This window comes from Kitasatospora aureofaciens (genome assembly GCF_001188955.3).
In the GTDB taxonomy this organism is placed as follows: Bacteria; Actinomycetota; Actinomycetes; order Streptomycetales; family Streptomycetaceae; genus Kitasatospora; species Kitasatospora aureofaciens.
The window spans coordinates 17,614-30,917 of sequence record NZ_JPRF03000048.1 but is presented as its reverse complement, the minus strand read 5'-3'; the positions used below and the strand labels follow the sequence as shown (position 1 = coordinate 30,917).

Sequence of the window (13,304 nt, the reverse complement as noted above, 5' to 3'; positions counted from 1 at the left end):
TACCCCAGACCACCGAACCGCGCCGTTCCACCGAACCGCGCCACCCCGCCGAGGAGCGCCGGCGGGCCGACCACGGGAGGGCGGGCCACCGCGCCCCGACCGCCCAGGTCGCCGGGCACGCGGACGCCGCGCCCCGCCCCGAACCGCACGACCGCACCGCCCTGCGCGCCGCGCTCGCCGCCGCCACCGAGGACACCGTCATCTACGACCTGGACGGCATCGGCCGCCAGTACGCCGCGCTGCGCGCCGAACTGCCCGACGTGGCCGTCCGGTTCGCGATGAAGGCCTGCCCGGTCGACGAGGTGCTCGACCACCTGGCCGGGCTCGGCTCCGGCTTCGACGCGGCCAGCCCCCAGGAGATCGCCCAGGCGCTGCGCACCGGGGTGGCCCCCGAACTGATCCACTACGGCAACACCGTCAAGTCCGACCGCAACATCGCCGAGGCCTACCGGATGGGCGTGCGTGACTTCGCCACCGACAGCCTGGAGGACGTCGCCGCGATCACCGAACACGCCCCCGGCTCCCGGGTGTTCTGCCGCGTCGCGACCACCGGCGAGGGCGCCCTGTGGGGCCTGAGCCACAAGTTCGGCTGCTCGCCCGAGGACGCGCTGCGGGTGCTCGGCGCGGCCCGCACCGCCGGGCTGGTGCCCTCCGGTCTGTCCGTCCACGTCGGCTCCCAGCAGATGACCGCCGAGGCCTGGACCGCGGCGATCGACTCGCTGGCCGCCGTCCTGGAAACGCTCAACTGGCGCGGCATCACCCCGACCCGGGTCAACCTCGGCGGCGGACTGCCCGCCCTGGGCGTGCTCGACCGGGGCGGACGCCCCCTCGAACCGCCGCTGGACAAGATGTTCACGGTGATCCGCGAAGGCATGGAACGGCTGCGCGCCGTCAACGCCGCCCCGCTGGAGTTCCTGCTCGAACCCGGCCGCCACCTGGTCGCCGACCACGGCGCGATCCGCGCCCACGTCGCCCGGCTCACCTCCCGCCACCAGCTCGACGGCACCCGCGCGGACTGGCTCTACCTGAGCTGCGGCAAGTTCAACGGCCTGTACGAGATGGACCAGCTGCAGTACCGGCTGGAGTTCCCCACCCACCCCGGCGGCCAGTTCGTCAACGCCGTGGTGGCCGGCCCGACCTGCGACAGCGACGACGCCTATGCCCAGGAGGACGGCCCGGTGCGCGTCCCGCACGCGATCGCCTCCGGCGACCCGGTGTGGATCCACTCCTGCGGCGCGTACGCCACCGCCTACGCCACCCGGGGGTTCAACGGCTTCCCGCCGCTGCCGTACACCTGCATCGGCGGCTCCGGCGACCGAGGAGCCGGCGCATGAGCGACACCCGGATCCGGCTGCTCCACGAGGACGACTGGCCGGACGTCATCGCGGCCGAGGAACGCGCCTACGCCCCCAGCGGCCTCTCCGAGGGCGGCGCGGCACTGCGCTCCCGGCACCGCGCCTCGCCGTCGACCTGCTTCGTGCTGGAGGACGCGGACGGCTTCTGCGGCTACCTGCTCGCCCTGCCGTACCCGCTGTTCCGCTGCCCGGACCTCAGCCGGGCCGAGGCCGACGGCGCCGGACGGGGGAGTAGCGGGATCGGCGGGAGTAGCGGGATCGGCGGGAGCAACCTGCACGCCCACGACCTGGTGATCGCCGAGCGGGCCCGCGGCCGCGGCCTCGCCGACCTGCTGCTGCTCCACCTGGAGGAGACCGGTCGGCAGGCCGGATACCGAACCCTCTCGCTGGTCGCCGTCCGCGGCTCGCAGGTGCTGTGGTCCCGGCTGGGCTACCGCGCCCGGCTCGAGATCGGGCTGCCCGCCAGCTACGGCACCGAGGCTGTCTACATGGCCAAGCCCCTGGCAGGCCCCTCGGCCGACACCGTCCCCTCCCCCTCCAGAGCCGAAGTGGGCTGATGCACATGTCCCCCGCACGCGACGAGTTCCGCCGCTCCCAACTGGCCATCGGCGCACTGTTCTTCGTCCTCGGGTTCCAGTACGCGACCTGGGTGTCCCGGGTGCCCGCGCTCAAGGCCCGGCTCGACCTGGGCGAGGCCCAGATCGGTCTGCTGCTGATGACCTGCGGGATCGGCGCGGCCGTGTCCTTCCCGCTGGTCGCGGTGCTGATGTGGCGGCTCGGCTCCCGCCTGCTCTCGGTGCTGTCCGCGCTCGCCCTGGGCGTGATCCTGATGGCACTGTCGGTGGTGCCCGACTACCCCGTCACCCTGCTGGTGCTGTTCTGCGACGGCGTCGCGGTGGGCTGCCTGAACGTCGCGATGAACGCCCAGGGCGCCGCGCTGGAGGCCCGCCACGGGCGCACCACCATGTCCAGGCTGCACGCCACCTTCAGCGCCGGATCGCTGCTGGCCGCCCTGCTGGCCTCCGGCGTCAACGCCTTCACCGGCACCCTCGCCGTCCACTTCGGGCTGGCCGCACTGCTGCTGGCCGTGCTGGTGGCGGCCGCCCGGCCCGGCCTGCTGGCCGACGCGCCGCCGGAAGCCGCCTCTCGGGAGGAGCGGAAGAAGGAACGCCGCGGCTTCGCGCTGCCCGCCGCGGCCACCCTCTGGATGGGCCTGGCGATGGTCTTCGGCACCGTCACCGAGGGCGCGATGAACGACTGGTCGGCGCTCTACCTCAAGGACGTGGTGCACGCCGGCGCCGGACTCGCCCCGATGGGCATCGCCGTGGTCTCGGTGATGATGGTCTGCGCCCGGATCTTCGCCGACGGCTGGCGCACCCGCTTCGGCGACGGCCGGATCGTCCGCACCGGCAGCCTGCTGGCCGGTCTCGGCCTCGCCCTGGCCCTGCTGGCGGGCGGCGTGGTGCCCACGCTGCTCGGCTTCGCCTGCGTCGGACTCGGCGTCGCCGCCGTCACCCCGTGCGTCTACGTCGCCGCCGCCCGCCAGGGCTCCGACGCGCTCTCCCTGGTCGCCGCCATGGGGACCACCGGCCTGCTGGCCGGCCCCGCCCTGATCGGCTTCATCGCCGGCGGCACCAGCCTGGTCTGGGGCATGGCCGCCGTCGCCGCCTCCGCCGCCGTCGTCTCCCTGTGCGCCACCCGCATCAGCTGGCCCCGCCCCCAGGCCGCCCCGGCTGCCCAGCTCACCCCCGAGACGGGCTGACCACCGCCGCTGCGGTGGCGCGCCGCAGGGAGCGGGTTCGAAGGCGGCCCTCGGGTCGGCTGACCACTCCTCAGTCCTCGTCCGGTTCGTCCGTGTCCCCCGTCGCGGCGAGCCGGGCGAGCTTGTTGCGCAGGGAGGTCAGCCGGGTGATCTCGGCGTCGAGGGCGGCGAGGCGGGCGGACACCACGGGGGCGAAGGTCTCGGGCCCGGAGTCCGCGGCGCAGCAGCGACGTGGCGGGTCCTCGTCCAGCAGGTCGAACCGGTGCGCCCGGCTGACCAGGTCGTCCACCGTCAGCCCCGCGGCCAGCAGTTGGCGGATGGCCCGGACCCTGGCGACCTCGCCGGGGCCGTACTCGCGCTGGCCGGAGGGGGTGCGGGTCGGCGGGGGCAGCAGGCCGCGCTGTTCGTAGAAGCGCAGGGCCCTGGGGGTGGTGCCCGCCGCGGCCGCCGCGTCGCCGATCCGCATCCCGCCTCCTCGGTGCTCAGAGCTCCACGACGGTCGCTCCGAAGGTGTCTCCGGTGAACAGCATGGCCAACGCGTGGGGCGCCCGATCGATGCCCGCGACCGAGGTCCAGGGGAAGGTGAGCTCCCCGGCGCGCAGCCAGCCGCCGAGGCGCTCGCGCCATTCGGCCTCCAGGTCGGGGTGGTCGGTGCCGGTGAAGCCGCGCAGGCTCAGCCCCAGCGTGCAGACCCGGAAGCTGTCGATGACGGCGGGCGCGTGGCCGCCCGGAGTCGCCGGGTCCAGCTGGCCGGCGAGGGCGCCGACCACGGCGATCCGGGCACCGCGCCGGGCCGCGTCCACGGCGGCGGTCAGCTGTTCGCCGCCGACCAGGTCCAGCACCACGTCGACGCCCTCCGGTGCGGCTTCGGCCAGCTGCTCGGCGAACGGGCGGCCGCCGGGTACCAGAACGGCGTCGTAGCCGAGTTCGGCGGTGAGCCGCTCGGCCTTGGCGGGCGAGCGGGTGGTGCCGATCACCCGGGCGGCGCCGAGCAGCCGGGCGATCTGCCCGGTCATGCTGCCGACCGCGCCCGCCGCGCCGGTCACCAGCACCACGTCCCCGGGCCGCAGCCCGGCGGTGCGGGTCAGTCCGCCGTACCCGGCCGAGGCGATCGACAGCAGCGCCACCGGATCAGGGAAGTCCGCCGGGACGGGCGTGAACCGGCCTGCGTCGGCGACCAGTTGGTCCCGCCAGCCGGACAGGTGGGTGACCAGGTCCCCGGCCCGCAGCGGCCCTCCGTCCGGGGCGGCCAACACCTCGCCGAGGGCGGGTCCGAACAGTGCGTCTCCGGGGGTGATGTGGGGAACGGGCAGGCCGACGCCACCGCCGCCGATCAGGGTGCGCAGGCCGGGGAAGGCCAGGAAGGCCCGGTTGCGGACCAGCACTTGGCCCGGTCCGGGCGCGGGCAGCGGTTCCTCGGCGACGGTGAAGTCCTCGGGAGTGGGCAAGCCGTCCGGTTGGGCGGCCAGCCGGACGACGCGGGCAGTGGTGGGCAGGGACATGGCGGTGCTCCTCGCGGAGGGGAGGGGGCGCGGCGGTCGGGCCGCCGCGGGACGCCCGGACGGTAACCCCTGACGCGTGCGTCAGGGGCAAGCGCTGCTGCCTCCGACGGTGTCTGACGGTGCGTGGGAGTTGGCGATCTCCTAGAGTCGCCTGCGGCACGACCAGCGCGACCGCGTGTGAGAGGGAAGAGAGCAGCATGACCGAGCAGGCCCCCGAGCCCTTCGAGCCCGTCGTCGAGGACTGGCAGACCGCGGTGGCGATCGTCGCCCACCCCGACGACATGGAGTACGGCGGCGCGGCGGCCGTCGCCCGCTGGACCGGCCAGGGCAAGACGGTGGTCTACGTGATGGTCACCAGCGGCGAGGCCGGTATCGACTCGATGGACCCGGAGGAGTGCCGGCCGCTGCGCGAGGCCGAGCAGATCGCCTCGGCCCGCGTCGTCGGAGTGGAGACCGTCGAGTTCCTCGGCTACCCGGACGGCGTGGTCGAGTACGGGCTGCCGCTGCGCCGCGACATCGCCCGGGTGGTGCGCCGGCACCGCCCGGACATCGTGATCACCAGCAACTTCCGGGAGACCTACGGCGGGGTCTTCCTCAACCAGGCCGACCACATCGCCGTCGGCCGGGCCACCCTGGACGGCGTGCGCGACGCGGGGAACCGCTGGGTGTTCCGCGAGCTGCTGGACGAGGGCCACGAGCCCTGGAACGGCGTCCGGCAGATCTGGGCGGCGTCCTCGCCGGAGGCCCGGCACGCGGTGGACACCACCGGGACCTTCGACCTGGGCGTCGCCTCGCTGGAGGAGCACAAGGCCTACCTGGCCGGGCTGGGCGGCGCGATGGCGGACGCCCGGGAGTTCCTGGAGGGCTTCGGCCGGGGCGCGGGCACCCGGCTGGGGACGCGCTTCGCGGTGCCCTTCGAGGTGTTCCCGCTGCGTTAGGGACCGTCCTCGGACCCGTCGGACCCGTCGGACCCGGCTGAGGCGTCGGAGGCGTCAGTGCCCTCGTGGCGCCGGCGCCTCCGCCGGTAGCGCAGCACCTGCCGCAGCAGCAACGCGGCGACCAGCAGCCCGAGCCCGACCGCGAACCACAGCTGGTAGCGGATCGCCGTCCGGTACACCGTCCCGATGTTGGCGCCGGCGACGTACCCGAAGGTGCCCCAGACGGCCGTCCACAGCACGGCGCCGAGCAGGTTGAAGGGCGCGAAGCGGCGCCAGGGCATCCCGGTGGTCCCGGCGATGATGCCGTTGTACTGCCGCAGCCCGTCCACGAAGCGGGCGACGAGGACCACCTTGCCGCCGTGCCGGGCGAAGAAGCCGTCCGCGCGGTCCATCCGGGCCGGGGTGAGCAGCACGTAGCGGCCCCAGCGGTGGACGAAGGCGCGCCCGCCGGTGCGGCCGATCAGGTAGCCGATGCTGTTGCCGAGGGTGGCGGCCGCGGCCGCGATCAGCAGCACGGCGGTGAAGTCGAGGTGTCCGGTGCCGGCGTACACGGAGGCGAGCACCAGGATGGTCTGCCCGGGCACCGGGATGCCGCAGTTGTCCAGCAGCACGAGCAGCGCCACCGCGAGGTACCCGTAGTGGTCCAGCAGTGGCGCGAGCCCGGCGAGCGCCCCGGGCAGCGGGGGCGGGGGTGCGGTCACCGCGCCTTATCACCTGGCAGTGATCGGCGGGCGCGGAGTGACGGAGGGGTCGGTCAGAGTCCCGCCTGGCGGGGTTCGATGTTGCAGTCGGGGCCGGGGTAGATCAGGCCCTCGTGGCCGTCCTCGAAGCGGACGACGTACGGCGGCTGGCCGTCGGTGCCGCGCACCTCGACGATCTCGCCCTTCTGGTCCACCATGCCCACTGCCCTGCTGTGGATGTGGAGCTGGTCACCTACCGCTGCGTGCATGATCGTGCTCCTCGGATCGCGGCGGCCGCCTCTACGGCCGTTCCGCTATCCACTCTGCTGCCGGGGCGCCGGGCACGCAACGGCTCGGGCGGGCGGGACGCGCCGGGCACCCGGGGCGGTGGCTCAGCCGGTGGGCAGCTGTTGCGCGAGGTAACCGCGCACCAGCCGTTTGCATTCGGTGATCAGCGCCGGATCGCCCTGCGGGTCCCCCCGGAAGGCCAGCTTGAGCACCGCGTCGGCCGCCTCCAGGGCGACCCGCAGGGCGAGGGTGGTGGCCGCCGGGTCGCCCGTCTCGAACAGCTCGCCGCCGAGCGCCTGCAGCCGCAGGGCGACGGCGGTGTTGTTGTCCACGCCCGCGTCGAGCAGGTGCGTCTCGTCCCGCACCCCGGCGGGCACGGCCGTACCGGCGAGGCCGAAGTCCACCTGCCCGAAGCCGGGCACCGCGCGCTTCATCGCGACGAACTCCTCCACCGCGAGGTCCGTGAAGCCGGCCGGGCCGAGCGGGGCGGACCCGGCGAGCCGGGCGTCCAGGCGCTGGAGGTAGTGGTCGAGGTTGCGGGTGGCGAGCGCGGCCAGCAGGTCCTCCTTGCCGGCGAAGAACTGGTACAGGGTGCCGATCGGTACCTGGGCGCGCTGGGCGACCTCCTTGGTGGTGAGCGCGGTCGCCCCGACCTCGTCCAGGAGCCCGGCGCAGGCGTCCAGGATGCGGCCGTACCGCTCCTGGCTGCGCTGTTGGACCGGCCGCCGCCGGGCCGGTCCGGGGCTGTGCTGGTGACTCCGGGCATCGACGCTCATGTCGCAACTCTGCCGCATCGGCTGTTCCGACGGCGAATCACCGGGGCGGGGGAGCGCCGGAGTTTCCGGTGGGCCGGGAATCGAGTGATGGCCGGAGCTGAACGGCACGGTGGCGGGAAGGTGTCCACGGGTTGGCTTTGCTCTTGTCGTGGACGCGATGGCCGGTTCATACTCCTGAGGCGGATCACCTTGCGTGGTTGACGCGTGCCTCTTCGTGGCGATCGTTGCCGATCGCGGACCCGAAACGCGAACCCGAACTCAGCTGTCCGTGGCGACGACGGGCTCCACCGCCGCCACCCGAAGTCTGGACGGACCCGTGTGCCCCCTTTCCCGTACCGCGTCCCTTTGTGCGCCCCGTCGACCGGAAGGAGGGGGTCTCTTCGGTGACCGTGCACTCCGTCGGGCGTGAGGCCCTCGACACCGAGCACCGCCGTCAGTTCCTGGAATCCGGGTACCTGGTCCTGCCCGGACTGCTGCCCGAGGCGCTGCGCGAACGCCTCGTCCCCGAGGTGGACCGCTGGGTGGACGAGGGTCTGCGGGCCCGCTCGATCGCCGCCTGCACCGACCCCGACCGGCACGGGCCGCCCCCGCTGCTGGAACTGGAGCTCCCCGCCCACGGCGAGCTGCTCGCCCACCCGCCGCTGCTGCTGGCGCTGACCGGGCTGATCGGCCCGTCCTTCGTCTTCCACCACCTGCACAGCGACCGCCAGTCCCCGGGCATCCCCGGAAAGCCCTGGCACCACGACTGCGAGCCCCACGACGGCTCCGACCCGTCGCTGCTGATGGTCCACGCCCTGCACTACCTCGGTGGCCTGGACGCGAAGGTCGGCAGCCTGGCCGTCCTGCCCGGCTCGCACCGCCACGCCGCCGGCAAGGACGCCTACGCCCACCACGGCACCGCGGAGCTGCCCGGCGAGGTGGTCCTCGACCGGCTGCCGCCCGGGACCACCGTGCTGCTCAACTCGGCGCTGTTCCACACCCGCAGACCGGCACCCGAAGGGCCGGGGCACCCCCGCTACTTCATCGACGCCTCCTACTGCCAGGTGGGAGCGCGCTGGCGCCCGGTGAAGCCGCACTGGCGGCTGATGCTCGCCCGGGCCCGCGAACTGGACCTGGCCGACGGGCAGTGGCCCGAGCTGTTCGCGGAACACCACTTCACCGAGTACACCGGAACCGTTTGAACCGCCTGAGGAGCACTGCCGTGGAGATCGTCACCGCCGTCGCCTACTCCGAGGTCCACGACGCCTACCTGCGGGACCACCCGGTGGAACGGGGCCATGAGGCGAACACCAACGTGTACGGCGAGGAGAATCTGGAACGCGCCGACCGGATCGCCGACGGCTGGTGGCGGGTCCGGCTCACCCGGGCCGACGTCCTCGGCGTCGTGCTGCCCTGGCACCTCAGCGAGGGCGGCGAGCACGAACTCGTTCCGCGGGGCGGGCTGACCGTCGCCCGCGCGGCCGAACGGGTCCGCGCAGGCGGTGCCGCCTGGACGGCGGCCAACCCGGTCTGCGCGGCCAAGCTCCACCTGCTGCGCCGGGCGCCGTTCACGCCGCTCTACCTCTGCACCGCGCCCGTCGACCATCCCGACTACGCGAGCCTGGCGGTGCGCGCCGGGCTGATCCACATCGACGGCCTGCACCGCATGCTGGCCTGGGAGCTGGCCGGACGACTACCCGAAGGCGCCGGGCTGGACGGGTACCTGGCGGGCGACCCCCGGGTGCTCGCCCAACCGGGCGCGGCGGTACGGACGGGGGACGAGTCGGCGTGACCTCCGCGACGCGGTACGTCCGGTCCACCCCCACCACCGACTCGCTCACCGCCCTGCTGTCGCACCTTGCCCGCGCCCACCCCGACCGACCCGCCGTCACCGACGGCGTCCGCAGCCTCGACCACCGCACCCTGGACGCCGCCGCCGGGCGGATCGCCGCCCGGCTGGCCGCCGGCGGCATCGGACGGGGCGACCGGGTCGCCCTGCTCGGGCCCCGGGACGCCCGGATGCTGGTGCTGCTGCACGGGGTGCTGCGCTCCGGCGCGGCCGCCGTGCTGACCGATCCCGACTGGTCCGCGGCGGATCTGGCCCGGCGGCTGGCGGCCGTCCGGGTCGGGCGGGTGCTGGCCACCGAGGGCGGACCCGGCGCGTCCGGCGGCTCTGGTGGGCCCGGTGGGCCCGGTGTGGAGGTGGTGGACGTCCTGGCGGCCGGCCCCGACTGGAAGGGCGGCGAGCCCGCCGGTGAGGACCCGGCGTACCTCTCCTTCACCTCCGGTTCCAGCGGCGAGCCCAAGGCGGTGGCCGTCACCCACGCCAACGCCGTGCACTACGCGCGCTCGCTGGCCGCCCGGCTCGGACTCACCGAGGCCGACGCCCCCAGGACCGCGCACGTCACCACCCTCGCCGCCGACCTCGGGCACACCGCCTGGCTGCTCGCCCTGGCCACCGGCGGCTCGGTGCACCTCGTGCCCGACCACGAGGTGCGCGACCCCGCGGCCTTCTGGGCCGCGCTGCGCCGCGCCGGCGTCGACACCCTGAAGACCACCCCCTCGCACCTGACCGCCCTGCTGGAGGGCCGCCCGGCCGGCGCCCCGCCGCTGCGCACCCTGCTGCTCGGCGGCGAGGCCCTGCCGCGCCCGCTCGCCGCCGCCCTGCTCGACGACGGCGTCACCGAACGGCTGGTCAACCACTACGGACCGACCGAGACCACCGTCGGCGCGACCTGCTTCCTGGCCACCTCGGCCCGTCAACTGCCGACCGGGGAACCGACCGTGCCGATCGGCAGCGGGATCGGCGAGGTGCTGCTCAGCCTGGTGGACGGCGTTGGGCGGCCGGTGGCCGAGGGCGCGGCGGGGGAACTGCTGATCGGCGGGCGAGGGGTCAGCGCCGGGTACTTCGGGCGGCCCGAGGAGACCGCCAGGGGGTTCGTCCGGCACGACGGCCGACGGACCTACCGGACGGGTGATCTGTGCCGCCGGCGGACGGACGGGAACCTGGTCTTCCTCGGCCGGGTGGACCGCCAGGTGAAGGTCCGCGGGTACCGGGTCGACCTCGCCGAGGTCGAACGGGCCATGGACGGGTACCCGGGCGTGGCCGGCTCCGCGGCCCTGCTGCGGGAGGCGCCCGGTGGCCAACAACTGCTGGGCGTCGTACGGCTGTTGGATCCGACCGCCGAGGTGGGCGGACTCGGGGAGTACCTGCGTGACCGGCTGCCCGGTTACTCGGTGCCGCAGCCGATCCTGGTGCTGCCGGAGCTGCCGGTCGGACCGAACGGCAAGCTGGACCGGGCCCGGCTGGGCGAGCTGGTGACCCGGCTGGTGGAATCCCGCGCGGAGTCGGACGGCCCGCCCGGCGCGGCCGGGGAGGGGCCGGCCGGGGCGGGGTCGGCCGGGGACGGCCTGGCCGGGGAGATCGCCCGGTTCTGGGCCGGGGCGCTCGGACTGCCCGCCATCGGGACGCGGGCGGACGTCATCGACCTCGGCGGGGACTCCATCCTCGCCATGCGCACCATCGCCCTCCTGCGGCGCTCCGGACTGCGGGTCGCCTATGAGGACTTCTACCGGTACCCCACGGCGGCCGCGCTGGCCGGGGTGGCGGTACCGGTGGCCCCGGCCGTCCCGGACCCCCGGGCCGGCGGAACTTTGGAAGGTCGCCAACTCGCCCCGGCGCAACGCTGGCTCTACCGGCAGAAGTCCCTCCAGGACGTGCGGCACTGGAACCAGTCGGTGCTGCTGCGCTGCCGCGCCGCCGTCGCCCCGGCCGCGCTCTCGGCAGCGGTCGCCGCCGTCCTGGAGCGCCATCCGGCGCTGCGCCGGCCCCTCCGTCCGGACGGCTGCGGCGAACCCCGGGCGGTCGCGGACCTCGACCCGCTCTCCCATTCCCGCATCCCGCGCGCGGCCGGAGCGATCGCCGACACCGTCGCCGGAGTCTGCACCGAACTCCACCGCAGCCTCGACCCGCTGGCCGGGCGGCTGCTGCGCGCCCACCTGTTCACCGGCCCGCCCGGCACCGACGACCGGATCGCGCTGATCGCCCACCACCTGGTGGTCGACGGGCTGTCCTGGCGGATCCTGCTGGACGACCTCGCCCACGCGTACCGCGCGGCGCTGGACCGCAAGCGGCCCGACCTGCCGCCGACGGCCGACTTCTACCGCTGGGCGGCCGCCGCTCCACCGGCCCCGCCGGAGGCCCACGCCACCGCGCCCGCCGCTCCCGTCCAACCCGGCGCGCTCAGCTGGGCGCTGGACGCAGCCGCCACCGCCCGGCTGGTCGGCCGGCACGGTGGCGGGGCCGGACTGGAGGCCGCTCTGCTGGACGCCTTCGCCGGAGCCGTCGCCCGGTGGCACGGCGTGCCCCGGCTCGCGGTGGAGGTCGAGACCCACGGCCGGGACACGGCCGGCGACCCGGGCGAATTCCTGGACACCGTCGGCTGGTTCACCGCCGTCAAGCACATCGAGCTGGACCCGTCCGCGGGCCCGGAGGAGACGGCGCGGCAACTGCGCGAGGCCCCCGTCCGGCCGATGGACGCGTCGGAGGGGGCCGACGGGGCCGGCGGGCGACCCGTGGTCGGGTTCAACTTCCTCGGGACCTTCCGGCTGCCCGAGGAGCCCGCGCTCGACTGGACCGTCGCCGACGAGCAGGCCGGGGCGGCCCGCTGCGCCGGGGGCGACCCGCTGTACCAACTGCGGCTCACCGCGAGGGTGGTGGAACAGCGGCTGGTCGCCGACCTGGTGTACGGGTGGCCCGGGGTGGCGCACCACGCCGCCGAGCGGATCCTCCGCCGGTTCGCCGCGGCGCTCGCCGGACCGGCGGCCGCCCGGCCGCAGCGCTCGCCGCTGTCCACCTCCGGGCAACTGCTGCACGCCCGGGTCGCGCCCACCGCCCGGGCGAGCGTCCGCGAGCCGGCCCGGGTGCTGCTCACCGGCGCCACCGGCTATCTGGGACGGCACCTGCTGGAAGCCTTCCGGCAGCGCGGCGCCGTGGTCACCTGCCTGATACGGGCCGCCGACGACGCCGGAGCCGTACGGCGCCTGGCCGACCGGCGGGCCCAGGTCGTCGCCGGGGACCTCGAGCGGGGCGGCCTGGGCCTCTCGCCGGCCGGGCTGGCACGGGCCCGCGAGGCCCGGATCGTGGTGCACGCGGCGGCGGACGTCCGACTGGTCGCCTCACCGGACGAGCTGGAAAGCGCCAACCACACCGCGGTGCGCCGACTGCTCGACTGGGTCGACGAGCACACCCCGCACGCCCGGCTGCACCACGTCTCCACGCTGGCCGTGTCCGGCGGCGTGGACGGGCCGCCGCGCCGCTTCAGCGAGGCCGACCTGTGGATCGGCCAGCACTTCCGCACCCCGTACGAGCGCACCAAGTACCAGGCCGAGCAGGCCGTCCGGGCCTGGGCGGCCACCGGGCACGCCGTGTACCTGTACCGCAGTGGCCACATCGCCGCGCACAGCCGCACCGGCGCCTTCCAGGCCAACATCGGCGACAACCGGATCTACCAGCTCGTCCGCGGCTACCTGCTGGCCGGCGCCGCCCCCAGCCGGCCGGACACCGCCTTCGCCTTCTCGCACGTGGACACGGTGGCCGCCGGGATCGCCGCGATCGCCCTCGACCCGTACGCCGCACCCGGCGCCTACCACGTGGAGACCCCGTACGCCACGCCGCACGACGAACTCATCCGCTGGACGGCGGAGTCGGGCCACCCCGTCCGGCTCGTCGACGACGCGGCCTTCGCCGCCGCCATCGCCCGCGCCGAGCGGCGGCACCCGACCGCCGCCCGGCTGGCCGCCGCCTGGGCCCAGCAGGAGGAGCGCAACGTCCTGGTGGACAGCGGCTACACCACCGGCGTCCTGGACCGGCTGGGCGTGCGCTTCGGCGCGCCGACCCAGCAGTGGTGGGCGGCCGCGCTCGACCGGGCCGCCCGGACCGGCTACCTGCCGCCCGCAGACCGCACCACCTGCCGGCCCTGACCCCGGCAGCCCTCACCCCGACAGCCCCGATCCGACCGGCTC

Annotated in this window: 12 protein-coding genes; 7 read left to right on the top strand and 5 right to left on the bottom strand. The window is 75.1% G+C overall.

What is annotated here, in order from left to right; translation table 11 throughout:
- Nucleotides 1-161 precede the first annotated feature (161 nt).
- From HS99_RS29035 to HS99_RS29025, 3 genes are read left to right on the top strand one after another with little or no spacing between them, the layout of a single operon-like run.
- Nucleotides 162-1,334 (top strand): type III PLP-dependent enzyme, encoded by a 1,173-nt coding sequence (locus HS99_RS29035; protein WP_030283333.1) that lies wholly within the window; start codon nt 162-164, stop codon nt 1,332-1,334.
- Nucleotides 1,331-1,912, top strand: a complete 582-nt coding sequence (locus HS99_RS29030) for a GNAT family N-acetyltransferase (RefSeq protein ID WP_046387057.1) — start codon at nt 1,331-1,333, stop codon at nt 1,910-1,912. Before HS99_RS29035 ends, HS99_RS29030 begins: the two co-directional genes overlap by 4 nt.
- A 5-nt stretch (nt 1,913-1,917) precedes the next feature.
- Nucleotides 1,918-3,117, top strand: coding sequence for an MFS transporter (locus HS99_RS29025; protein ID WP_030553530.1), 1,200 nt, complete (start codon nt 1,918-1,920; stop codon nt 3,115-3,117).
- Between the two features lie 70 nt (nt 3,118-3,187).
- On the opposite strand, the gene HS99_RS29020 is transcribed toward HS99_RS29025, so the two are convergent.
- Both HS99_RS29020 and HS99_RS29015 read right to left on the bottom strand, forming a co-directional pair.
- The gene (locus HS99_RS29020) at nt 3,188-3,583 is read right to left on the bottom strand and encodes a MerR family transcriptional regulator (protein WP_030283339.1); all 396 of its coding nucleotides are present in this window, start codon (nt 3,581-3,583) and stop codon (nt 3,188-3,190) included.
- Between the two features lie 16 nt (nt 3,584-3,599).
- Nucleotides 3,600-4,619, bottom strand: a complete 1,020-nt coding sequence (locus HS99_RS29015; RefSeq protein WP_030283342.1) for an MDR family NADP-dependent oxidoreductase — start codon at nt 4,617-4,619, stop codon at nt 3,600-3,602.
- A gap of 197 nt (nt 4,620-4,816) precedes the next feature.
- Between HS99_RS29015 and HS99_RS29010 the strand changes: the two genes are divergently transcribed.
- Nucleotides 4,817-5,557: a PIG-L deacetylase family protein gene (locus HS99_RS29010; RefSeq protein ID WP_030283344.1), complete on the top strand. Its 741-nt coding sequence runs from the start codon at nt 4,817-4,819 to the stop codon at nt 5,555-5,557.
- Here the strand turns inward: HS99_RS29010 and HS99_RS29005 are convergent.
- From HS99_RS29005 to HS99_RS28995, 3 genes are all read right to left on the bottom strand, one after another.
- Nucleotides 5,554-6,258, bottom strand: coding sequence for a DedA family protein (locus tag HS99_RS29005; protein ID WP_037829366.1), 705 nt, complete (start codon nt 6,256-6,258; stop codon nt 5,554-5,556). The genes HS99_RS29010 and HS99_RS29005 overlap by 4 nt on opposite strands.
- Nucleotides 6,259-6,311: 53 nt before the next feature.
- Nucleotides 6,312-6,506: a DUF1918 domain-containing protein gene (locus HS99_RS29000; RefSeq protein ID WP_030283350.1), complete on the bottom strand. Its 195-nt coding sequence runs from the start codon at nt 6,504-6,506 to the stop codon at nt 6,312-6,314.
- 123 nt (nt 6,507-6,629) lie between these two features.
- Nucleotides 6,630-7,301 (bottom strand): TetR/AcrR family transcriptional regulator, encoded by a 672-nt coding sequence (locus tag HS99_RS28995; RefSeq protein WP_030553527.1) that lies wholly within the window; start codon nt 7,299-7,301, stop codon nt 6,630-6,632.
- 383 nt (nt 7,302-7,684) lie between these two features.
- On the opposite strand from HS99_RS28995, the gene HS99_RS28990 reads away from it, so the two are divergent.
- From HS99_RS28990 to HS99_RS28980, 3 genes are read left to right on the top strand one after another with little or no spacing between them, the layout of a single operon-like run.
- On the top strand, nt 7,685-8,482 hold the full coding sequence (locus HS99_RS28990; RefSeq protein WP_223885889.1) for a phytanoyl-CoA dioxygenase family protein: 798 nt from the start codon (nt 7,685-7,687) through the stop codon (nt 8,480-8,482).
- A 20-nt stretch (nt 8,483-8,502) separates the two neighbouring features.
- Nucleotides 8,503-9,072, top strand: coding sequence for a DUF6309 family protein (locus tag HS99_RS28985; RefSeq protein ID WP_030283355.1), 570 nt, complete (start codon nt 8,503-8,505; stop codon nt 9,070-9,072).
- Nucleotides 9,069-13,262, top strand: coding sequence for an SDR family oxidoreductase (locus HS99_RS28980; protein ID WP_030553525.1), 4,194 nt, complete (start codon nt 9,069-9,071; stop codon nt 13,260-13,262). Before HS99_RS28985 ends, HS99_RS28980 begins: the two co-directional genes overlap by 4 nt.
- Nucleotides 13,263-13,304: the final 42 nt, after the last annotated feature.

Coding starts and splice junctions, on each gene's coding strand:
- HS99_RS29000 (WP_030283350.1), bottom strand. CDS start 6,506: ATGCACGCAGCGGTAGGTGACCAGCTCCACATCCACAGCAGGGCAGTG.
- HS99_RS29015 (WP_030283342.1), bottom strand. CDS start 4,619: ATGTCCCTGCCCACCACTGCCCGCGTCGTCCGGCTGGCCGCCCAACCG.
- HS99_RS29030 (WP_046387057.1), top strand. CDS start 1,331: ATGAGCGACACCCGGATCCGGCTGCTCCACGAGGACGACTGGCCGGAC.
- HS99_RS28995 (WP_030553527.1), bottom strand. CDS start 7,301: ATGAGCGTCGATGCCCGGAGTCACCAGCACAGCCCCGGACCGGCCCGG.
- HS99_RS29010 (WP_030283344.1), top strand. CDS start 4,817: ATGACCGAGCAGGCCCCCGAGCCCTTCGAGCCCGTCGTCGAGGACTGG.
- HS99_RS29020 (WP_030283339.1), bottom strand. CDS start 3,583: ATGCGGATCGGCGACGCGGCGGCCGCGGCGGGCACCACCCCCAGGGCC.
- HS99_RS29025 (WP_030553530.1), top strand. CDS start 1,918: ATGTCCCCCGCACGCGACGAGTTCCGCCGCTCCCAACTGGCCATCGGC.